This is a genomic window from Hymenobacter segetis (assembly GCF_054776495.1).
In genome coordinates, this window is the sequence record NZ_BAAHBV010000001.1 from 24,497 (window position 1) to 45,273 (window position 20,777).

At 59.6% G+C, this 20,777-nt stretch carries 19 protein-coding genes; 11 read left to right on the forward strand and 8 right to left on the reverse strand.

What is annotated here, in order from left to right; genetic code table 11:
• Positions 1-83 precede the first annotated feature (83 nt).
• Positions 84-1,649, forward strand: coding sequence for an HNH endonuclease family protein (locus ACYU70_RS00120; RefSeq protein WP_342299769.1), 1,566 nt, complete (start codon positions 84-86; stop codon positions 1,647-1,649).
• Between the two features lie 160 nt (positions 1,650-1,809).
• Here the strand turns inward: ACYU70_RS00120 and ACYU70_RS00125 are convergent, their stop codons facing one another.
• Positions 1,810-2,973 (reverse strand): MFS transporter, encoded by a 1,164-nt coding sequence (locus ACYU70_RS00125; RefSeq protein ID WP_342299767.1) that lies wholly within the window; start codon positions 2,971-2,973, stop codon positions 1,810-1,812.
• A gap of 201 nt (positions 2,974-3,174) precedes the next feature.
• On the opposite strand from ACYU70_RS00125, the gene argS reads away from it, so the two are divergent.
• From argS to ACYU70_RS00150, 5 genes are all read left to right on the forward strand, one after another.
• A complete protein-coding gene (argS, locus tag ACYU70_RS00130; RefSeq protein ID WP_342299765.1) occupies positions 3,175-4,968 on the forward strand; it encodes an arginine--tRNA ligase in 1,794 nt (597 codons plus the stop codon).
• An 81-nt stretch (positions 4,969-5,049) separates the two neighbouring features.
• The gene (locus tag ACYU70_RS00135) at positions 5,050-5,631 is read left to right on the forward strand and encodes an LOG family protein (protein ID WP_342299763.1); all 582 of its coding nucleotides are present in this window, start codon (positions 5,050-5,052) and stop codon (positions 5,629-5,631) included.
• Positions 5,632-5,770: 139 nt separating this feature from the next.
• On the forward strand, positions 5,771-6,358 hold the full coding sequence (locus tag ACYU70_RS00140) for a glutathione peroxidase (RefSeq protein ID WP_342299762.1): 588 nt from the start codon (positions 5,771-5,773) through the stop codon (positions 6,356-6,358).
• 173 nt (positions 6,359-6,531) lie between these two features.
• Positions 6,532-7,428 (forward strand): 1,4-dihydroxy-2-naphthoate polyprenyltransferase, encoded by an 897-nt coding sequence (locus ACYU70_RS00145; RefSeq protein WP_342299761.1) that lies wholly within the window; start codon positions 6,532-6,534, stop codon positions 7,426-7,428.
• 61 nt (positions 7,429-7,489) lie between these two features.
• Positions 7,490-9,481: a DUF2075 domain-containing protein gene (locus ACYU70_RS00150; protein ID WP_342299760.1), complete on the forward strand. Its 1,992-nt coding sequence runs from the start codon at positions 7,490-7,492 to the stop codon at positions 9,479-9,481.
• A 111-nt stretch (positions 9,482-9,592) separates the two neighbouring features.
• Here the strand turns inward: ACYU70_RS00150 and ACYU70_RS00155 are convergent, their stop codons facing one another.
• On the reverse strand, positions 9,593-11,269 hold the full coding sequence (locus ACYU70_RS00155) for a DEAD/DEAH box helicase (RefSeq protein ID WP_425293338.1): 1,677 nt from the start codon (positions 11,267-11,269) through the stop codon (positions 9,593-9,595).
• Between the two features lie 316 nt (positions 11,270-11,585).
• On the opposite strand from ACYU70_RS00155, the gene ACYU70_RS00160 reads away from it, so the two are divergent.
• From ACYU70_RS00160 to ACYU70_RS00180, 5 genes are all read left to right on the forward strand, one after another.
• Positions 11,586-12,332, forward strand: coding sequence for a class I SAM-dependent methyltransferase (locus tag ACYU70_RS00160; RefSeq protein WP_342299758.1), 747 nt, complete (start codon positions 11,586-11,588; stop codon positions 12,330-12,332).
• A 42-nt stretch (positions 12,333-12,374) separates the two neighbouring features.
• Entirely contained in the window at positions 12,375-12,707 is a 333-nt protein-coding gene (locus tag ACYU70_RS00165; RefSeq protein ID WP_342299757.1) for a hypothetical protein, read from the forward strand.
• The gene (locus ACYU70_RS00170) at positions 12,704-13,393 is read left to right on the forward strand and encodes an ATP-binding cassette domain-containing protein (RefSeq protein ID WP_342299756.1); all 690 of its coding nucleotides are present in this window, start codon (positions 12,704-12,706) and stop codon (positions 13,391-13,393) included. Before ACYU70_RS00165 ends, ACYU70_RS00170 begins: the two co-directional genes overlap by 4 nt.
• A 50-nt stretch (positions 13,394-13,443) precedes the next feature.
• A complete protein-coding gene (locus ACYU70_RS00175) occupies positions 13,444-14,658 on the forward strand; it encodes a CaiB/BaiF CoA transferase family protein (RefSeq protein WP_342299754.1) in 1,215 nt (404 codons plus the stop codon).
• Positions 14,659-14,744: 86 nt separating this feature from the next.
• Positions 14,745-15,671 carry a hypothetical protein gene (locus ACYU70_RS00180; RefSeq protein ID WP_342299753.1) on the forward strand — a complete coding sequence of 309 codons (927 nt, stop codon included), beginning with the start codon at positions 14,745-14,747 and terminating at the stop codon, positions 15,669-15,671.
• Between the two features lie 211 nt (positions 15,672-15,882).
• On the opposite strand, the gene trpS is transcribed toward ACYU70_RS00180, so the two are convergent.
• The 6 genes from trpS to ACYU70_RS00210 all read right to left on the reverse strand — a co-directional run bounded on the left by trpS (position 15,883) and on the right by ACYU70_RS00210 (position 20,600).
• A complete protein-coding gene (trpS, locus tag ACYU70_RS00185) occupies positions 15,883-16,857 on the reverse strand; it encodes a tryptophan--tRNA ligase (protein WP_342299752.1) in 975 nt (324 codons plus the stop codon).
• An 8-nt stretch (positions 16,858-16,865) separates the two neighbouring features.
• Positions 16,866-17,477: a hypothetical protein gene (locus ACYU70_RS00190; RefSeq protein ID WP_342299750.1), complete on the reverse strand. Its 612-nt coding sequence runs from the start codon at positions 17,475-17,477 to the stop codon at positions 16,866-16,868.
• Between the two features lie 30 nt (positions 17,478-17,507).
• On the reverse strand, positions 17,508-18,254 hold the full coding sequence (locus ACYU70_RS00195) for a VUT family protein (RefSeq protein ID WP_460615860.1): 747 nt from the start codon (positions 18,252-18,254) through the stop codon (positions 17,508-17,510).
• A gap of 12 nt (positions 18,255-18,266) precedes the next feature.
• Positions 18,267-19,178 carry a ribonuclease Z gene (locus ACYU70_RS00200; RefSeq protein WP_460615861.1) on the reverse strand — a complete coding sequence of 304 codons (912 nt, stop codon included), beginning with the start codon at positions 19,176-19,178 and terminating at the stop codon, positions 18,267-18,269.
• Between the two features lie 108 nt (positions 19,179-19,286).
• A complete protein-coding gene (locus ACYU70_RS00205) occupies positions 19,287-19,661 on the reverse strand; it encodes an STAS domain-containing protein (RefSeq protein ID WP_168675310.1) in 375 nt (124 codons plus the stop codon).
• A gap of 72 nt (positions 19,662-19,733) precedes the next feature.
• Positions 19,734-20,600 (reverse strand): DUF4198 domain-containing protein, encoded by an 867-nt coding sequence (locus ACYU70_RS00210; protein WP_460615862.1) that lies wholly within the window; start codon positions 20,598-20,600, stop codon positions 19,734-19,736.
• Positions 20,601-20,777: the final 177 nt, after the last annotated feature.

A 20,777-nucleotide genomic window follows, 5' to 3' on the forward strand; every position in this document is an offset into this window, starting at 1 on the left:
ACATTTCTAATCTTTTTTAGTCTTATGGTACTAACACTTAATATAACCCTACTTTTATCTCTTAACTCTAAACCTTTCTTCAAATGGCCATCCCTAAAAATCTCGTTAATCTGGATGCAATGCTTTCTAGAGCCGATTTTGCTCAAAATCAAGAGAATGAAAACTCATATGAAACTATAACAGGCATATCTATCAGAGACCTGTCTAGAGATGGAATGACGGGCAAAATACTGAGAAAGCCGGATTTTCAGCGCGAAACAAGCCATTGGACGCCCGAGCAAGTTGTATCACTTTTAGAATGCTTTCTAAACGGTGATTTAATCCCTTCGGTTATTCTATGGAAAGCACCAATATTTTTATTTGTTATCGACGGAGGACACAGATTAAGTGTCTTAAAAGCCTGGACTGAGGATGATTATGGTGATGGCCCTTTGTCTGTAAAGTATTTCGGAGATGCAATGTCTGAAAATCAACTTAAAGCTGCTGCAAAGACGAGGAAGTTGGTAGCGGAATCAATAGGAACATATCAGCATTTCAAAAATCGTATTGATAATTCGGACTTTAATGCTCAAACACAATCAATAATAACTCGGACTTTGCAATTGCAGTGGGTTAGTGGAGATGCTGGCAAAGCGGAATCTTCATTCTTCAAGATAAATAGCCAAGGGACGGCGCTTGATGACATGGAAGAAATGTTATTAAGGTATCGCCATCGACCAATTGCTATTGCTGCTCGTGCAATTATTCGCGCTGGTAAAGGCAATAAGTACTGGTCTGCTTTTCCTGCTGACAAAGCTGCGCAAATTGAGGAGCTAGCTAGAGTGTTGCATAGAACACTTTTTGACCCCGAAGTTCCATCTGTTATAAAAACCTTGGAATTGCCATTAGGTGGAGCAAAAGGAATTAGGTCTGCTCTACAATTAATGATTGACTATCTAGGTATAGCAGCAATGAAGCAGGTCGGACGAAGCATTGTAATTGCTTCTATTGAGTCAGGTGAAAATGATGAATCGGGAGATTCAACTATCGAAGTGCTGAAAAAGGCACGTAAACTCAGTGACAGATTTACAGGAAATGAGCATGGAAGCTTGGGATTACACCCTGCAATCTATTTTTATGGACCGAGCGGAGTTCATTCTGCACCACTGTTTTTAGGAACTGCAAAATTTCTTAATCTAAAAATTCTTAATAATGACAATAACTTTTTCAAACAATTCACTTCCGTTAGGGAGCAAATTGAGAAGTGTTTAGTTCAGAATAAAGAACTCATTTCAACTATACTGCAAAAGGTTAGCTCCAGAAGAAGAACTAATACATATGCACTAATAATAAGTAATATTTTTATAAATATAAAATCTGGTAAAATAGTGTCAGAGGAAGATTTAGTGGATTGGGCAGGCCTCCTTGGTAAGATTGTCATAGGTGGAGATAAAACTACATCTACCACTTTTAGCGAAACTACCAAGAGTAAGATTTTTATTAATATGGCGCTTGGTTCGGCTCAAAAATGTTCGATTTGTGGAGGGTACCTGGACCAAACAAAGTCAGCTTCTTATGACCATATAATACCCAGAAGGGAGGGTGGACTAGGAAGTGTTTCTAATGGTCAAATCGTTCATCCTTATTGTAATCAAGGATATAAAAGTTAGCTATTGAAGTTGCGTTAAAAAAAGCGCGCATTAGTTATTGCCAGCAACAGAAAGCCCCGCCAGACACTGACGGGGCTTTCTGTTGCTTCAAGTTTCGGGGGGTATTCGGCCGGCGGGGGCGGGAGGCCGGGGAAGCGTCCTATGCCCATCCCTCAGGCCTCTACTCCTGCCGGCCCCGCCATAGCGCCCACAACCCCAGCGCCGGCCCCACGGCCAGCGGCAGCAGCAGCAGGTGCGGCGGCAGGAGCGGTACCAGCCGGCTGGTGAGCTGCACGCTGACAATGGTGAGGGCAAAGCCCAGGCAGTTGACGATGGTCAGGGCGGCCCCGCGCGTATCGGCGGGGGCGTGCCGGGCCACCAGGGTCGAAAACATCGGCGAATCGGCCACCACCACCAGCCCCCAGAAACCCAAAAAAGCCCCCAGCATCGCCCCCGAGCCCGTGCCCAGCACCAGGCCCGAGGCCAGGCAGCAGCCGCCCGACAGCGCCAATGCCCCGGTCGCGACCCGCGCCGGCCCCAGCCGCCGGGCCAGTAGCCCCGCGCCCACGCAGGCCAGGCTGCCCCCGCCAATTATGCCGAACGAAAGCAGCGGCACCGGCAGCCCCGCCCCCGCGTGCCGGGCATTGAAGGCCGCCAGCACCACCGGCACGAAGGCCCAGAACGTGTAGAGCTCCCACATGTGCCCGAAGTAGCCAAACGCCGCCGCCCGGAATGCCGGCTGCCGGAACCCCGCCAGAAATGCCGTGAGTGCCGGGCGCGCGCCGGCCCGGCGGTAGGGGCCATCGGGCACCAGCAGCAGCAGGGCTGCGCCGCCTAGCAGCGCCAGGCCAGAGGTAGCCCAGGCCACCGCCTGCCAAGGCAACTGGCCGCCCATGCTCTTGAGCAAGTGCGGAAACGCGGTGCCCAGCACCAGCGCCCCTACCAGCCAGCCCAGCGAGCGGCCCAGCCCGGCCTCATAGTAGTCGGCCGCTATTTTCATGCCCACTGGGTAGATGCCGGCCAGGAAAAACCCCGTGAGCACCCGGCAGGCCAGCAGCCCCGCCACCGGCAGCCCCGGCAGCACCAGCCCCAGGTTGCAGAGCGCCGCCAGCGCCGCGCTCAGCGCGAATACCCGCGACGGCGAAAAGCGGTCGGCCACGGCCAGCAGGGCAAAGGCCAGGGTGCCGGCAATGAAGCCCAGCTGCACGGCACTGGTGAGCGCGGCCACAAAATCGGGCCCCTGGTGCAGGCGCGCCGCCATATCGGGCGCTACGGCATTGCCGGCAAACCACAGCGAGGTGCAGCAGAACTGCGCCCCCACGATGGTGGGAAGGATACGGGACATGAACGGGAGCGGGTGGGAGAGAGAGCTGGCAAAATACCGCCATTTCGCCGAACGCCCCTGTCAGCCCTTTCCGTTGGCCATGGGTCAGGGCGCAGCGCTGGAATACCCTGCCGCTGGCAGCCGGCGAAAACCGAAGCCGGTGCTCCCGCTTTTTGGAAAGGGGGCAGGGGTACGCTTACCGCCAGCCCGTACCTTTGCCCCGTGCAACAGTTAGAATCCTCCCTCAAAACCGCCCTGCAAACCGCCGCTCAGGCAGTTTTTGGCGTTGAAATCCCCACCGCCAGCCTCACGCTCCAGCCCACGCGCAAGGAGTTTGCCGGCAGCTTCACCCTCGTCACGTTCCCGCTCACCAAGGCCTTTGGCAAGGGGCCGGAGCAAATCGGCCAGGCCCTGGGCGAGTGGCTGAAAGCCCACGAGCCCCGCGTGAGCGGCTACAACGTGGTGAAAGGCTTCCTGAACCTCGAAATTGCCGATGCCGAGTGGCTGGCCGTGTTTGAGCAGCTGCGCGCCCAGCCTGCCACCGCGTCCGTGGCCACCGAAGGCCCGCAAAAGGTGGTGGTCGAATACTCCTCGCCCAACACCAACAAGCCCCTGCACCTGGGCCACCTGCGCAATAATTTCCTGGGCTACTCGGTGGCCGAGATTCTGAAAGCCACCGGCGCCACCGTCACCAAAGCCAACCTGGTGAACGACCGCGGCATCCACATCTGCAAGTCGATGATTGCCTACCAGCACTTCGGCCAGGGCGAAACCCCCGCGAGTTCCGGCCTGAAGGGCGACCACCTCGCCGGCAAGTACTACGTGCTGTTTGAGAAGCACTACCGCGAAGAAATCAAGCAGCTCGAAGCCGAAGGCGTGACCACTGACATCGCCAAGAAAAGCGCCCCGCTCATGACTGAGGCCCAGCAGATGCTGCAAGCCTGGGAAGCCGGCGATGCCGAAGTGAAAGCCCTCTGGAGCCTAATGAACGGCTGGGTGTACGAAGGATTCGACGAGACTTATAAGAATATTGGTGTCGATTTCGACCAGTATTACTACGAGTCCGAAACCTACCTGCTGGGCAAGGAGCGGGTAGAAGAAGGCCTCGAAAAAGGCGTGTTCTTCAAGAAGGAAAACGGCTCGGTTTGGGTCGATTTGCAGGCCGAGGGCCTCGACGAAAAGCTCCTGCTCCGCGCCGACGGCACCAGCGTCTACATCACCCAGGACCTGGGTACGGCCGAACTCAAGTACCAGGATTTCGGCTACGACAGCAGCATCTACGTCATCGCCGACGAGCAGAACTACCATATGCAGGTGCTGCAAGCCACGCTCAAAAAGCTGGGCAAGCCCTACGCCGACGCCATCCACCACCTCAGCTACGGCATGGTCGATTTGCCCTCCGGCAAAATGAAATCGCGCGAAGGCACCGTAGTCGATGCCGACGAGCTGGTGCGCGACGTAATCGCCGCCGCCAAAGCCGCCACCCTCGAAAAGGGCAAAACCGAAGGCCTCAGCGATGCTGAGCTGGAAGAGCTTTACCACATGCTGGGCCTAGGCGCGCTGAAATATTACCTGCTGAAAGTGGACCCCAAGAAGCGCATGCTCTTCAATCCCGAAGAGTCCGTGAGCCTCGAAGGCCACACCGGCCCGTTCATTCAGTATTCGCACGCTCGCATCGCCGCCATCCGCCGCAAAGCCGCCGAGCTGGGCATTGACGAAACTGCCGATTGGAGCAGCATCACCAGCCTCGAAGGCACTGAGCGCGAGCTAGTGCAGGAGCTGGCCCGCTACGATTCCGTGGTGGCCGAAGCGGCCCGCAACCTTTCGCCCGCCGTCATCGCGCAGTATGCTTATGACTTGGCGAAGGCTTACAATCGGTTTTATGCCGAAGTGTCAATTTTCCAGGAAACCGACGTGGCCAAGCGTAGCCTGCGGGTGGCGCTATCAGCTCGGGTAGGGGAGCAGATTAAGCAGTCGCTCAAGCTACTGGGGATGCAGGTGCCCGAGCGCATGTAGCGTGGACTCTGCGAGTCCGCGCATCGCCCGAACATAACCATCCAAGCGCGGACTCGCAGAGTCCACGCTACAGTTCATCATATGAAAAGCATTGCCGTTTACTGCGGTTCCAGCGCCGGAACCAACCCGAACTACATCACCCAGGCGCAGTCTCTGGCCGCCGCTATGGTGGCCCAGGGCCTCACGCTGGTGTACGGCGGTGGCCGCGTGGGCCTCATGGGCACCATCGCCGATGCGGTACTCGCCCTCGGCGGCCAGGTTATCGGCGTGATTCCTGATTTTCTGGATGCTAAGGAGTTGGCCCACAAAGGCTGCACCGAGTTGCACGTCGTGAAATCCATGCACGAGCGCAAGCTCATGATGGCCGACCGCGCCGATGGCTTCATTGCCATGCCCGGCGGCTACGGCACCCTCGAAGAGCTGTTCGAAGTGTTGACCTGGGGCCAGCTCGGCCTGCACCAGAAGCCCGTGGCCCTGCTGAACGTGGACGGCTACTACGACCTGCTCCTCCAGTCCCTCGACCGCATGCGCGACGACCAGCTGTTGCGCGCCGAAAACCGCGCCCAGCTCCTGCAATCGGCCGACCCGCAGGAGTTGTTGAAGCAAATGGCCGCATATAAGCCAGTGCAGCTGGAGAAGTGGCTCACGCCGCCGACTACCTGAGTGTAGCGCGGACTTTGTAGTCCGCGAATTCAACGTTCCGACTCGCGGACTAAAAGTCCGCGCTACAATCCAGAGTCCGAAACCCTATTGACCTTCGTATGGTTACGCACGCAACTGCGCAAACTCTTACCTTCAACTCATGAAAAATTCCCTTCTTCTCACGCTGGCCACTGCCGCCACGGCCGTGGTTTTCATCGCTGCTAAACCCGCCCCCCCCACCGCCATGACTGCACCCGCTGAAACCACCGCCGCTCCCGCTTCCGTGTATGATTTCACTGTGAAATCCATCGACGGCAAGGAAGTGAAACTGAGCAAGTACAAAGGCAAAAAGCTGCTGATTGTGAACACCGCCTCGAAATGCGGTTTCACTCCGCAGTATAAGGAGTTGGAGGAACTGTCGAAAAAGTACGGCAATAAGGTGGTTGTCCTTGGCTTCCCTTCGAACAGCTTCAACCAGGAGTTGGCCTCGAACGCTGAAGTAGCCTCATTTTGTGAGAAAAACTACGGCGTGACCTTCCCACTATTCGAAACCGTAGCCGTGAAAGGTGATGACGCTACGCCGCTCTACAAATACCTGTCGGACAAGACCAAAAACGGTGCGGTATCTGACGCGCCGAACTGGAATTTCTGCAAATACCTGGTTGATGAAAAGGGCCACGTTGTGAAATTCTACAACTCGAAAGTGACGCCCCTGAGCCCCGAGCTGGTGGCCGATATCACGAAATAGTTTTCTGTCGTCTCTGATTTATCAGAACGTCATGCTCATCTGGCGTCCGCAAAGCCGAAGCATCTCTACCGCGCAACTAATTTCGTCGTTGCAACGAAGCGGTAGAGATGCTTCGGCTTCGCAGACGCCAGATGAGCATGACGTTCTTTTTTGCCGTCTGATTTCCCTTTGCCATGTCTCCTTGGATATCTGCATTCCGCCCCCGCACGCTGCCACTAGCCCTCGCCAGCATCCTCACCGGGGCATTTCTGGCCGCCGCCGTTGGCCAGTTCAATGGCCTGGTAGTGGGCCTGGCGGCCCTCACTACCATCCTGCTCCAAGTCCTCAGCAACCTCGCCAACGACTACGGCGACTCCCAAAACGGCGCCGATAGCGTGCACCGCGAAGGCCCGCAGCGCGCCGTGCAAAGCGGGGCCATCACCCCAGCCCAGATGAAGCGCGGCATGTGGATTTGCGGCTTGCTGGCGTTGGGCAGCGGCCTCGCGCTGCTGTGGGTGGCGCTGGGTGCGGCGGGGCTGGGGCTGTTTCTGGCGTTTCTGGCGCTGGGGCTGGCCGCCATCTGGGCGGCGGTGAACTACACGGCGGGCTCCAACCCGTATGGCTACGCAGGGTTTGGCGATATTTCAGTGTTCCTGTTTTTTGGCATTGTGGGCGTGTGCGGCACGTATTTCCTGCAAACCCGGACGCTGCCGCTGCAAGTGCTGCTGCCGGCCGCCGCGCTGGGCTGCTTCGCCACGGCGGTGCTGAATGTGAACAATATCCGCGATATCAAGTCGGATGTACTGGCCGGCAAAATCACCATTCCGGTGCGGCTGGGGCCGATATATGCGCGGCGCTACCATTGGCTGCTGCTGGTGCTGGGCGTGGGTTGTGCCACGGTGTTTGTGGCGCTCACATATCATTCGCCCTGGCAGTGGCTGTTTGCGCTGGCCGTGCCGCTGTTCGCTTTCAACGCCATTCAGGTATGGCAACGCCAGGAATCGATGCAGCTCGACCCGCTGCTGAAGCAAATGGCCCTGAGCACGCTGGTGTTCACGGTGCTGTTTGGGGTGGGGCAGGTGCTGGGGTAGTAGTTTAGCGGGCGTAGCAGGTTTTCTGCTGGTTTTGCCTGCACTCTACCCAACGCATACCATGCAACGCGCCTATTATCATGCTCCCATAGCGGATTTTCTGACGCATGACGAAAACCGGATAATTGGCGAACTGGCGCTGGCCCATACCCACGCCCTCGAAGAGCTTCAGAAAGGAGCTTGGCAGCAGCAAATTCAGGTTCTGAAACGCGAACTGGCCGATTTTCCCGATGGCCACGTGTTGTTTGAAGTGTCCATTCCACGCATGGGGAAGCGGGCCGATGTGGTGGTGCTGCTGGCAGATGCGGTGTTCGTGCTCGAATTTAAAGTAGGAAGCACAAGCTATGACCACGCCGCTCAGGACCAAGTGCTGGACTATGCGCTCGACCTGAAAAACTTCCACGCGGGCAGCCACCACGTCCGCATTTTGCCGGTGGTGGTAGCAACCCAAGCCACCGCGCTGTCGCTAGTGTTTCAATCGTATAGCGACGGTTTGTACCAACCCCTGTTGGCCAATGCATTCCAGATTGCCGACTGCCTACGTTCCGGGACTGCCGTTGTTACGGGGACGCTGTTGAGTGCTGAAGCGTGGCTGGCCGCTGGTTATCAGCCCACGCCCACCATCATCGAAGCTGCCCAGGCGCTCTACAAAGGCCATCAAGTAGCCGATATCACCCGCTCCGATGCCGGCGCCGCCAACCTATCAGTAACAGGCGCTTGCATTGCCGAAATCATCGACCAAGCCAAGGCACAGAACCACAAAACCATTTGCTTCGTGACCGGCGTGCCGGGCGCGGGCAAAACCCTGGCCGGCCTCAATATCACCAACGAGCGCACCCACGCCGACGAGCAGGAACATGCCGTATTTCTTTCCGGTAATGGCCCACTGGTGGACGTATTGCGCGAAGCCCTGGCCCGCGATAAGGTGAAGGATGCCCGGCAGCGTGGCAATCGCCTCGATAAGAAACAGGCCATCTCGGAGGTGCGTTCTTTCATCCAGAACATTCACCATTTCCGGGATGAAGCCCTGCGCCACCCTGGTCCACCCATCGAAAAGGTCACGGTTTTTGATGAAGCCCAGCGGGCGTGGTCGGCTCAGCAGGCCAGCAAATTCATGCAGCAAAAGCGCGGGCAGGCCGACTTTAATATGTCAGAACCCGAGTTTCTGGTGGAGGTGATGGACCGGCACCCCGACTGGTGCACGGTAGTGTGCCTGATTGGTGGCGGTCAGGAAATCAATACCGGCGAAGCGGGGCTTGAAGAATGGCTGCGAGCTTTCGAGTCGCGCTTTACGGAGTGGAAAATCTATTACTCCGACCGAATTCGCGCCGACCGCAATTACCTGAAAGACGGGGCTGCTGTGGCACGCCTGGATGACTTGCAGGCCGAACCATTGGCCGCGTTGCATCTGGCGGTATCGGTCCGCTCTTTCCGGGCCGAACAGTTGGCTGCCTTCGTGCAAACGGTGCTTGATGCGGATTTATTGGCGGCGCGGCAGCTCTACGCAACGCATCTGGAGGCCGTTTATCCCATTCGCATCACGCGCCGGCTGGAAGTGGCAAAAACCTGGCTCCGGCAGCAGGCCCGCGGCACTGAACGATGCGGCTTGGTGGCTTCGTCGGGCGCGCACCGGCTCAAACCATTGGGGTTAAATATCAAGGATAAAATTGATGCGCCGGTCTGGTTTCTCAATGGCCGGGACGATGTTCGTTCGTCCTATTACCTGGAGGATGTGGCCACCGAATTTGATATCCAAGGCCTCGAACTCGACTGGGTAGGCGTAGCCTGGGATGCTGATTTCTGGTTGCAACACGGCTACTGGCAGTATCGCAAGTTCAAGGGCACGCGGTGGCAACAGTGCAACACTGCCGACAGTCGCCGCTACCTGCTAAATGCTTACCGCGTATTACTCACGCGGGCTCGCCAGGGCATGATACTTTTCATCCCCGAAGGCAGTACTGCTGATGCAACTCGTCTGCCCGAATTCTACGACGAAACATATGCGTTTTTCCGCGCAATAGGAATTCCTGAACTTGAGGAAGTACCCGCGTGAATAACGGATTCCAACCTGTTGAAAAGCATTCGTATAAGCAGTAAAAACCAGTCGTAAAAATAAAAGGCAGCCTGTTGAGGCTGCCTTTTATCATAGATGCTCAAGGCAACTTTATTCGGCGGCGGGAGTGGCCGGTGCAGCACCCGAATCTGGAGCCGCCGAGCCCTCTGGCCGAGGACCGCGCTTGCGGTTGCGACCTCCGCGGCTGCGGCTGCGCTCACCCTCTGCGCGAGGCTCGCGCGTTTCGCCTTCAGGCCGCGGCTCGCGTGGCGGGCGGGCTTCACCCTCCGGGCGGGGAGCGCGGGGTTCACGCGGCTGACGAGCTTCACCTTCCGGGCGCGAGGTGCGCTCGGGGCGGGGGCCACGGTCGCGGCGCTCTTCGCCTTCGGGGCGGGGCGGGCGCTGGTAGGGCACGCTGGGGGCGTGGCCGGCATCGAGGGCGGCCAGGGCATTTTTGGCGGCGGCGAGGCGCTCCAAGTGCTTGGGGTCTTTGGGGTCGGGGGCATCGCGGCGGGGCTTGCCGCCGTCACGTCCGCCATCGCGGCCCCCGCCACCGCCTTCGCGGCGCGGGCCACGGTCAGCGCCTTCGGGGCGGGGGCCACGGTCACGGCCGCCACCTCCGCCGCTGCCTCCGTGGCCGCCACGGGCCGGGCGGCCACCAATTTTACCACCCAGGCCGGCGAAGCGCTTGGGGTCAAACTCCGGGGCGGGGCCCAGGCCCAGCTCCTCGGTGATGGCGCGCTTTTCGAGGTCGCGCTCGATGAGCTTTTCAATCTTTAGCACCCGGTCCTGGTCCTGGTCCGAGATGAAGGTGATGGCCGTGCCTTTGGTGGCGGCGCGAGCGGTGCGGCCGATGCGGTGAACGTAGTCTTCAGCGGCACGTGGAATGTCGTAGTTCACGACGTGGCTCAGCGAGTCGATGTCGATGCCGCGGCTGAGCACGTCGGTAGCTACCAGAATGGGGAACTGCTTGTTTTTGAAAGCGCGCATGATTTCCTCGCGCTCTTCCTGAGTGCGGTCGGAGCTGATGCCGCGGGCCTCGATGCCGAGCTTGTTCACCGCCTTCACAATGCCGCCCACGGCCGCTTTCTGGCTGGTGAAGAGCACCATGCTCTGCACGTCCTGGGTTTTGATGATGTGTTCGAGGACGTAGATTTTCTGGCGGTCGTAGGCCATGTAGAGCTGCTGGTCGATGCCGGCGGCGGGCTTGGAAACGGCCAGGCGGATTTCCTCGGGGTTGTGCAGAATCTGCTGCGAGAAGTCGCGGATTTTGCTGGGCATGGTGGCCGAAAACAGCAGCGTCTGACGCTCCTTGGGTAGCTGGCGCACGATGTTGAAGATGTCATCGCTGAAGCCCATGTCCATCATCTTGTCGGCTTCGTCGAGTACTAAGTACTTGATTTGGTCGAACTTCACGTAGCCCATTTGCAAATGCGCAATGAGGCGGCCGGGCGTGGCGATGATGATATCAGCGCCGCTGGTGAGGGCGCGTTTCTGCTGCTCCCAGTTCTCCGATTTACCGCCGCCGTAGATGGCTATCGAGCTGGCTTCCACGTAGTAGCCGAAGCCCATCACCTGCTCATCAATCTGGGTGGCCAGCTCGCGGGTGGGCACCAGAATGAGGGTGGTGGTGTGGCCGTGCTTGGCATGCGAAATCTTGTCGAGCAGCGGCAGCAGGTAGGCGGCGGTTTTGCCGGTGCCGGTCTGGGCGCAGGCAATCAGGTCTTTACCGTCGAGGATTTTGGGGATGGCCTGCTCCTGAATGGGGGTAGCCTGCTGGTAATTCATGGCGTCGATGCCAGAAAGCAGGTCGTCGTGGAGGTTGAATTCGTGAAACGTCAAGGTTCAGCTAAGTAAAAGTTATTGAAGGGCTGACCTTGATGCCTGGGCCAGCAAACCGCTTGATTTGGGGTAAAGATACGGCAGGCGGCGGGTGTTCTGCGGTGGTGGATTGGTGGGTTGGGTAACGTCATGCAGCGCGAAGCGAAGCATCTTTACCGCAGTAGTAAATCAATCAATAGGATTAGTGGTGGCGGGCAAGATGCTTCGCTGCGCGCTGTATGACGTTCTTTTGTTGCAGCCAACCCACCAACCCGCTTCCCTCATGCCCACCCTCGACCGTTTCTCCACCCAGGCCGCCGACTACGCCCGCTACCGCATTGCCTACCCCGCCGAGCTCTACGACTGGCTGCTGCCCCAGGTGCCGGGCCACGAGCGGGCCTGGGACTGCGCCACCGGCAACGGCCAGGTAGCGGCGGTGCTGGCCGATTCATTCGTGCGAGTTGATGCCACTGACCTCAGCGAAAACCAGTTAGCGCAGGCTCCGCCGCGCCCCAACATCCACTACCAGCGGGCCACGGCCGAGCACACGCCCTTCCCCGACCAGCGCTTCGACCTCATCACCGTGGCCCAGGCCGTGCATTGGTTCGATAGCGAAGCCTATCACCGGGAAGTGCGCCGCGTGGCCCGGCCCGGCGCGGTGCTGGCCGAGTGGGGCTACCAGCTCTGCCGCCTCGAAACACCCGAGCTTAACCAGGTGCTCGATGAATTCCACGACGTTACCTCCGGCCCGTACTGGGATGCCAACCGCCGCCACATCGAAAACGAGTACGCCAACTTGCCCTTCCCGTTTGCCGATGTGCAGCAAGCTCGCTTCGCCGTGATAAAGCATTGGACGGTAGATGATATGCTGAATTACCTGCGCACCTGGTCGGCCACGGCCAACTACGCCCGGCAGCACAACGGGGCCGATATGGTAGCCTTGGTGGCCGATGAGCTGACGCGGCTGTGGGGGCCGCAGGCGCGCCCCGCTACGTTCCCGGTATTTGCGCGGGCCGGGCGGGTAGAATAATTGGCCGGTTGCCGCGTTGACCTGCTGAACCAAGCGTTTTCGATGACCATTTTGGCTACCCAATTGCGGGCCGTGGCCCTGTTTTACCGCAGCGTGGCCCCGTTCATGCTGGGCATTTCGGGGCTGATATTGCTGGCGGTGCTGCTGCCGGCCATCCACGAAGGCTGGAGCGGCGGCCTGCTGCCGGGGCTGCTGCTCAGCAAACTGGCTACCACGCCGGTGGTGTGGTTCCTGTCGGAGCAGCTGCGGCCGGAACAGTATTGGTTTTATTTCAACCTGAATATTTCGCGCCGCCGATTATGGGCTGGGGTAGTGGCACTTGATGGCGGGCTGTTTCTGGGCAGCGCTTTGCTCATGCGGGCCGTGCTGTCATGAGCCGGAATTCAGATAAGCCGGCCGGCCCGCAGGTGCTGGAGGCGGATGGTATTCGCATCGTGTTCGGCGAGCGGCAGGTGCTGGGCAGCATTTACCTGCGGGTGCAAACCGGCCAGATTGTGGGCCTGCTGGGCCGCAACGGCAGCGGGAAGTCGGTATTACTCCAAACCATTTTCGGAGCCCGGGCCGTGGCCGATGCCTCGGTGCGCGTGAATGGCCGGCATGTGGTACCCGCCTTCCGCCACCCGGGCCTGCTGAATTATCTGCCGCAGGAGCCGCTGTTACCGCCTTCGCTGTCATTGGTACAGGCCGCTGATATGCTGGGGGTCGACCTCACAAGAGCCACCGCTCGCTTCCCGGAGCTGCGCTCGCAGTTTGGCCGGCGGCTGAGCGAATTGTCGGGCGGGTCGGCGCGGCTGGTGCAGGCGTTGCTGTTGCTACACGCCGACACCGCTTTTTCGCTCTTCGATGAGCCATTTTCGGGCGTGATGCCGGTGCACGTCGAAGCCCTGGCCGAGGAAATGCAGCGCCTCAAATCGCATAAAGGCCTACTTATTACCGACCATCGCTACGCCGAGGTGCTGCCCATCTGCGACGTGGTGTACCTGCTGCACCAAGGCCGGCTGCTGAAACTGGACGGCGACGTGCGCGAACAGCTGCGCGACTATGGATATTTGGCAAGTTGAGCCAATTTGTAGCCCGGCGTGTAGCTTGCCGGCTTTCCAAGCAGTCTGCTATGTCGTTGCCACTTCCCTTCGCCCATCTCCGCGTTCTCGAACTTGCTTCGGTGCTGGCCGGTCCGCAGGTAGGCCAGTTTTTTGCCGAAATGGGGGCCGAAGTGCTCAAAATCGAAAGCCCTACCGGCGACGTTACGCGCACCTGGAAAACCAGTGCCGAAACAACAGCCTCACCAGCCACTGGAGATGTTTCTGTTTCGGCTTATTTCGCGGCTTCCAATTGGGGTAAAAGCTCCCTGGTATTAGACCTGACCAACGCCGCCGGCCAAACCGCACTGTGCCGCCTGGCCGCGCAAGCCGACATCATCCTCGCCAGCTATAAGCCCGGCGACGCCGAAAAGCTGCGGGCTGACTACGCCACGCTGTCCGCCGAAAACCCGCGCCTACTCTACGGCCATCTCACCGGCTACGGCCCCGAAAATGCCCGCGCCGGCTACGATGCCGTGCTGCAAGCCGAAGCCGGCTTCATGTACCTCAACGCCGCCGGCGCCGGCCAGCCGCCCCAAAAAATGCCCGTGGCGATGGTCGACCTGCTGGCCGCGCACCAGTTGAAGGAAGGCCTGCTCACAGCCTTGTTTCAACGCGAAAAAACCGGGCGCGGGGCGCTGGTGCAAGTCAGCCTGCTCGACAGCGCCCTTTCGGCCCTGGCCAACCAGGCGGCCACTTACCTCGTCACGGGCCATGACCCGCAGCCGCTCGGCTCGGGCCACCCCAGCATCGTGCCCTACGGTACCGTGTACCGCGCCGCCGATGGCCGGGCGATGGTGCTGGCCGTGGGCTCCGATGGCCAGTTCCGGCAGCTCTGCGCCGCGCTGGGCCACCCGGAGTGGGCCACAGATGCCCGCTTCGCTACCAACCCGGCCCGCGTGGCGCACCGCCCCGAGCTGGAAGCCCTGCTAACCGAAACCATTGCCGTTGTGAGTGGCGACGAGCTGCTGACTGCGCTGGAACGCCGCGCCGTGCCGGCCGGGGCTGTGCGCACGGTAGGAGAGGCCCTGCGCCATCCCTCGGCCCGGCCCATGCTGCTGCCCAGCCACGCTGCCGGACCGCAGGGACTGCGCACGGTGGCTTTCCGTAGCCCGCAATGGGCCGTGGCGGGCCAAATGAGCGCGCCGCCAGCCTTGGGCTCGGCCACAATTGCCACCTTCACACCGGATTCATCAGCGCCGGATGAAACTACGGCCCCGCTTACTTGCGTACCACCTGCAACCTGAATGGCCCGTGCCGGCCGCGCGTCGTGCCTTAAAAAGACAATTTCCCGCCCGTGCCGCGCTCATTCGCGGCTTATTCCCCCTTCCGCATGGCTAAATCATCCCCCAAAAAAAGCGCCGCCCCCGAGCTGTTAATTAACCCCGAGCCAACGGCAACGCCGGAACCCGCGCCCGTACCAGCCCGCCGCAAAGCCGCAAAAGCTGCCAAACCCAGCACCGCGGCATCCGCAAAGCCTGCCGCCAAACCCAGCGCCCCACGGCCAGCAGCCCCCGAAACCGGCCACACCGGGGCCACTGCCACCAACAACCAGCCCACGGCCGCAGCCGGCTCGCCCACCGAGGCTCCGGCCGACCGCCTCAACCAGATTTTCGAGGGTCTCAAGCAAAAATCTACCGCCAAGCAGGCCATCTACCGCAACACCCAGGCCGCGTTCGACTGCCTGCGCCTGGTATCGCAGGAGCTGGTGCTGGAGCTCAGCCGCAAGCTCACCCCCTTCGATTCGAGCGTGGTGATTGAGTACCGCTCCATTAACGACATGGAGTTTCACATCCGGTTTTCGGGCGATTTGCTGGTGTTCGTGATGCACTCCAACATCGTCACCTTCCCCGACGACTACGGCCCCATGCCTAGCAAATACGTCGAAGCCGATTTCCGCCGCCGCTTCTTCGGCCACATCATGGCCTATAACTTCATGGCCGACAGCATCAAGTACCAGCGCCTGAACGACCCCGGCTACCTCGTGGGCCGCCTGCTCGTCAACATCAACAACCACTACTTCCTCGAAGGCGTGCAGCAGCTCGAACTGCCCGATAACGACATGAGCGACAATCCAGTAACGCCAGATTCCATGCGCCTCTTCGTGGAAAGCGCCATGATTGCCGCCGTCAACAACGACCTCATCGCCCCACCGCTGCCCGAAATCCAGAAAATTTCTGTGAAGCAAAAGCTGGAAAACCAGCAGGTGAGCCGCGGCAGCAAAGTTGGTTTCAGCTTCTCAGCCGAGCAGGCGTTTTAGGCCGGCTCTGTCATTGCGAGTGGAGCGGAGCGGAACGCGGCAATCCGTCCTCTCATGAGCGACCAACCCTGAGATGTGGCATACTTATTTTAAAATACAGAAAGCCCCGACACTGCGAAGTGCCGGGGCTTTCTGGTAAAAGAAAGTGTCTGGTATTGATAGGACGGATTGCCGCGTTCCGCTGCGCTCCACTCGCAATGACAGATGAGTCCTACCGTCCGTAGCCCACCTTCTGGCGCACTTTCGCCAGCACGCCCGCGCCGTATTCCTGTGCCCGCTTCGCTCCAATGGCCAGCGCCGCATCTAGCTCCGGCAGGTTGTTCATGTAAAAATCAAACCGCTCGCGCTCCACGGCAAATCGCCGCAGAATCACCTCGTACAGCTCCTTTTTGGCGTGGCCGTAGCCGTAGCCGCCAGCCAGATAGTTGGCGCGCATCGTCTCAATTTCGGCCGGCGTGGCCAGCAGCGAATAGAGTTTGAACGTCACGTCCGTATCCGGATTCTTGGGCGCTTCCAGCGGCGTGCTATCCGAAATAATGGTTTTGACGGCCTTCAGCAGGTCTTTTTCGGGCGCGAAAATATCGATGATGTTGCCGTAGCTCTTGCTCATCTTCGCGCCATCGGTGCCGGGAATGGTCATCAGCTGCTCATCGGCGCGGGCCTGGGGCAGCACCAGCGTCTCGCCGTAGCGGTTGTTGAAGGCGCTGGCAATGTCGCGGGCAATTTCGAGGTGCTGAATCTGGTCTTTGCCCACGGGCACGATTTCGGCGTCGTAGAGCAGGATATCAGCCGCCATCAGCACTGGGTAGGTGAAGAGGCCGGCATTTACATCCGAAAGCTTGTCACTCTTATCCTTGAAGCTGTGCGCGTTGGCCAGCATGGGGTAGGGCGTGAAGCAGCTCAGGTACCAGGTCAGCTCGGTCACCTGCGGCACGTCGGACTGCCGGTAAAACAGGTTTTTTTCGGTGTCGAAGCCGCAGGCCAGCCACGCGGCGGCCACGGCGTAGGTGTTGGCGCGCAGCACTTTAGGGTCGCGCACGGTGGTGAGCGAGTGCAAGTCGGCGATGAAATACAGCGAGTCGTTGGCCGGGTTTTTCGACAGCTCGATGGCGGGCAAAATGGCCCCAAGCAGGTTGCCGAGGTGCGGGCGGCCGGTGCTCTGGATGCCGGTAAGAATACGGGACATATTGGTAATTAACGGGTTAAGCGCACGCCCTGGTTATAAGCGTGTACGGCGGCAGCGAGTTGGGCCCGGCTAACGCCATTGATAGCAAATTGCCGCTGGAGCACCGGGTCGGCCGGAAACAGGGCCGCCACGAAGCCGCCGGGGGCCAGTTTCTGGTCGAACCCCGGCGTGTGGCCAGGACTGTACGCAAAGAACGTACTCGTGCCGGCTTTGCGCAGCACCGGCAGCTTTACGTGGGCCTTAAAATTGGTGCCCATCTCCACCTGATAGTAGTAATAAAACAGCTCCACCGGGCCGGCTTCGAGAATTTCGAGCAGCGCGGGTTCCTTGAAATCGGCATCGGTACCGCTGAGAAAACGGAAATCATTCGCCCGCACAAAGCGGTGTTCTGCAACGGTGAAAGCCGTGACTTCGGCGGCGCGGAACTTGCGCTCCTTGCCGTTTTTCACGCCCACCATCATCGTGGGGCTGCCGTTTTCGGCCAAGGCCAGCTTCAGCGACGCCTCGCCCTTGGAGCCGTTGGCCAGCTGGTAGGTGCCGGGGGCAAAATTGAATTGGGCGCGGGCCACGGTGGGTGGCAAAAAGGCCCCGGCCGCCAGCAGGAAATAAGGTAGTCGCATAGCGATGAAAGGCGGACGAGCGAAGAAAAGTTACACGCTCACGTTTTCCACGGCTTCTTCCTGCAACTCGGCGGTTTCTTCCTGCCCCAGGTACTTGTCAATCAGGAAGTGCGCCAGGTACAGCACCGGCGTGAGCAGAATGGCCGCCGCAAACTTGTACCAGTAGTTGGTGTTCGCCACGCTGATAACCTGGTCGAAACTCCAGTTGCCGAACACGTAAAAGGCCACATACAGCACCACAAACGAGTCGACCAGCTGCGAAATCAGGGTCGAGCCCGTGGCACGTAGCCAGATGTAGCGCCCGCCCGTTGCCTGGCGCAGGGCCGTAAAAATGGTGGCATCAAGTACCTGCCCTACGGCAAACGCAACAATTGAACCCGTGATAATGCCTAGCCCCTGCCGGAAAATGCTCTGGTAGGCAAAGTCGATGTTGAAAGGGCGGCCGAGGTTATCGGTCTTGTTCACATCGAGCCAGAAATCGGCCGGCGGCAGCTTGGTGGTGAGGTAGATAACCCCGAACGCAAACAGAATAAGCACTACCGTCAGGTAGCTGATGCGCAACACGCCGGCCTTGCCAAAATACTCGTTGATGATGTCCGTAGTCACGAAAACCACGGGCCAGATGAGCACGCCTGCCGTGAGGTTGCCGGGCAGCCCCATCAGCTTATCGGCCGAGAAAATCTTGACGCCGATGATTTCGGCCAGCAGCGCATTCACCAGAAAAATCCCGCTGAGGACGAGGTAGAGCTGCTGCTTTTTATGGGCGAAGTTGTTCATAAGAAATGCGAACTACAGGCTCACGACCAATCCCTCGGTGGCCAGCTCGGCGGTGGGGTATAGGGCCTGGGCCTCGTGCAGCAGCGGCTCCAGCGCCTTGTAGCGGCTGGAGAAGTGGCCCAGCAACAGGCGTTTCACGCCGGCGTCGTGGGCAATAGAAGCGGCCTGGCGGGCGGTGCTGTGGTGGGTTTGGGCGGCACGCTCCCGGAGGTCTTCCAAGAAAGTGGCCTCGTGGTAAAGCAAATCGACGCCCTGGATGAGCGGCACCAGCGCGGGCGTGTAGAGCGTGTCGGAGAAGAAGGCGTAGCGGCGTGGCGTGGGGGCGGGGCCCGATACATCGGCGTGGCGCAGGCCGGGCTGCTGGTCATCGGGCGGCAGGTCTTCGCCTTGGGCCAGGCGGGCCAGCTGAGCAGGGGTGAGGCCAGCGGGTAGTTTTTCCTTCAATAGGTTGGCCCGGCGTGGCCTTTCCGAGAACAGGAAGCCGGCGCACGGCACGCGGTGGCGCATGGGTAGCGTGGCCACGGTCAGGTTTTCATCTTCGTACACCACCGCGTGGGCTTCGGTGTTCACAACCGTGAAATCCATGGCAAACCCCAACTGCATGTTGGACACGCGGGCCTGTGTCACCAGTACTTCATCGAGGCCGGGCGGGCCGATGATGGCCAGCGGCTGGGTGCGGCCCTGCAAGTGCATTGTGCCCAGCAACCCAAACAGCCCGAAATAGTGGTCGCCGTGCAGGTGCGAGATGAAGATGGCCCGGACGTGGTGCGGCCGCACGCGGTACTCCAGCATCTGCCACTGGGTGCCTTCGCCACAGTCAATCAGGTAGTTGGATGCGCCGACGGTGAGCACCTGGGCCGTGGGGTGGCGCCCGGCCGTCGGCGTGGCCGAAGCCGAACCCAGAATCTTCAGCTCAAAAGTCATGCGTTGGGAAAAGGCTACAAGCCATAAGCTGCAAGCCGCAAGCTATTGTCCTGGCTAAAAGCAGAACAGCAGCTTGCGGCTTGCAGCTTATAGCGTGCGGCTAAAAAATTACTCTTTGTCGGTCAGGTCGCGCTCGATGGCGTGTAGAAACACGCGGTCGATGCCTTCTTCTACCGTGGGCAGAATGTGCAGTACCGATTCGAGCTTGCTGATGGTGATGAGTTTCAGCACGTGGTCTTGCAGGCCGGTGAGGACCAGCAGGCCGCCCGTGGAGTTGCACAAGCGGTTGGCAATGAGAATGGAGCTGAGGCCCGACGAATCCGTGTATTTTACGTTCGTGAGGTCCAGAATCAGGTTATTGATGCCTTCAGCGTTCAGCTTCACGAACTCCGACTTGAGGTCGGGCGCGACGGTGGTGTCGAGCTTCTTCTCCTCAATCGTGATGATGGTGTAGCTATCTTTTTTATCAATCGTGTACTTCATACAACGTAAGCGAGGGAGGGTAAGAGAACGGCGAAGGTAAAGAAAAAACCTAAAATTTTGAGTGAAGTTTGGCTAATGTTTAGCGGGAATTCGCAAAACGGCAGCCGGACCGGCGAAAGTTAGCGATGCCCAGGTAGATTGCCAATCGGCGCGGGTGCGCAGTTTGGCGGGGGCGGCGCTCATATCCACGGCCGCCAGCAGGTAGGGGCCAGGTCCGGATAAACGTAACAGGATTCGGCCGTTTTGGTTGGCGCGGGTGGTGTAATGGGTGGTGGGCAGGCCGCCGGACTGGCGCTGCCACACCTGCACGGCCGCCCCAAACGCCGGCCGGCCGGCCCGCAGCACGCGCACGGTCAGGGCCTTGTCGGCGGCCAGGCGATAGGGGTTCTGCTCGGGTACCAATTCTAACGGCAGGCCATAGACGTGGCGGCAGGCGCTGTCAGTGACTGCTGAGGTGGCAGCGGCTTCGCCCACCTGAATCAGGGTTTTGGCGCAACGGCGGTAGGTTTCGCGGCCGGGCTTGGCCATTTCCTCATTTTCCTGGCGCAGCTTTAGGGCGTAGTCGAGGCCTTCTTCGCGCAGGTAGGCGGTGAACTGGTCGGCGGGCAGTTCAATGAAGGAATTGGTGGAGCGCAGCAGCACGACGTGGGTGCCGGGCTGGGCGAAGGTGAAGCCGGTGCGGAAAGTGTCGGTTTCGGTGGCGTTTGTAGGCGTGAGGTCGGTGGAGTCGGTTCTGGTGGGGCCGAAGCGCACGAGGCGCTGGATTTTGACGGCTTTGGTGGTCCAGGGCTCGCCCTTGAAATCAGCCCCGATGAAGGTGTGCACGTTCACCGTTTCGCCCGGCTGGAGGTGGAAGCGCGGGGCTTCGAGCCAGAACTCGTGGGCGAGGGCGGCGGTGGTTAGGGTGAGAAACGGAAGCAGCTTGAGCAGTTTTGTCATTGCGAGTGGAGCGCAGCGGAACGCGGCAATCCGTCCTCTTCAAGCGACCAGCCTGATGAATTCAGGAGGCTTTTTGCAAAAGGGAAAGGTCTGTTGGTGTAATAAAAAGCTCTCTGGGGTAAGGACGTTTGTCGCATTCAGAGGACGGATTGCCGCGTTCCGCCGCGCTCCACTCGC

Coding starts and splice junctions, on each gene's coding strand:
- ACYU70_RS00120 (WP_342299769.1), top strand. CDS start 84: ATGGCCATCCCTAAAAATCTCGTTAATCTGGATGCAATGCTTTCTAGA.
- ACYU70_RS00125 (WP_342299767.1), bottom strand. CDS start 2,973: ATGTCCCGTATCCTTCCCACCATCGTGGGGGCGCAGTTCTGCTGCACC.
- ACYU70_RS00135 (WP_342299763.1), top strand. CDS start 5,050: ATGAAAAGCATTGCCGTTTACTGCGGTTCCAGCGCCGGAACCAACCCG.
- ACYU70_RS00140 (WP_342299762.1), top strand. CDS start 5,771: ATGAAAAATTCCCTTCTTCTCACGCTGGCCACTGCCGCCACGGCCGTG.
- ACYU70_RS00145 (WP_342299761.1), top strand. CDS start 6,532: ATGTCTCCTTGGATATCTGCATTCCGCCCCCGCACGCTGCCACTAGCC.
- ACYU70_RS00150 (WP_342299760.1), top strand. CDS start 7,490: ATGCAACGCGCCTATTATCATGCTCCCATAGCGGATTTTCTGACGCAT.
- ACYU70_RS00155 (WP_425293338.1), bottom strand. CDS start 11,269: ATGAATTACCAGCAGGCTACCCCCATTCAGGAGCAGGCCATCCCCAAA.
- ACYU70_RS00160 (WP_342299758.1), top strand. CDS start 11,586: ATGCCCACCCTCGACCGTTTCTCCACCCAGGCCGCCGACTACGCCCGC.
- ACYU70_RS00165 (WP_342299757.1), top strand. CDS start 12,375: ATGACCATTTTGGCTACCCAATTGCGGGCCGTGGCCCTGTTTTACCGC.
- ACYU70_RS00170 (WP_342299756.1), top strand. CDS start 12,704: ATGAGCCGGAATTCAGATAAGCCGGCCGGCCCGCAGGTGCTGGAGGCG.
- ACYU70_RS00175 (WP_342299754.1), top strand. CDS start 13,444: ATGTCGTTGCCACTTCCCTTCGCCCATCTCCGCGTTCTCGAACTTGCT.
- ACYU70_RS00180 (WP_342299753.1), top strand. CDS start 14,745: ATGGCTAAATCATCCCCCAAAAAAAGCGCCGCCCCCGAGCTGTTAATT.
- trpS (WP_342299752.1), bottom strand. CDS start 16,857: ATGTCCCGTATTCTTACCGGCATCCAGAGCACCGGCCGCCCGCACCTC.
- ACYU70_RS00190 (WP_342299750.1), bottom strand. CDS start 17,477: ATGCGACTACCTTATTTCCTGCTGGCGGCCGGGGCCTTTTTGCCACCC.
- ACYU70_RS00195 (WP_460615860.1), bottom strand. CDS start 18,254: ATGAACAACTTCGCCCATAAAAAGCAGCAGCTCTACCTCGTCCTCAGC.
- ACYU70_RS00200 (WP_460615861.1), bottom strand. CDS start 19,178: ATGACTTTTGAGCTGAAGATTCTGGGTTCGGCTTCGGCCACGCCGACG.
- ACYU70_RS00205 (WP_168675310.1), bottom strand. CDS start 19,661: ATGAAGTACACGATTGATAAAAAAGATAGCTACACCATCATCACGATT.
- ACYU70_RS00210 (WP_460615862.1), bottom strand. CDS start 20,600: ATGACAAAACTGCTCAAGCTGCTTCCGTTTCTCACCCTAACCACCGCC.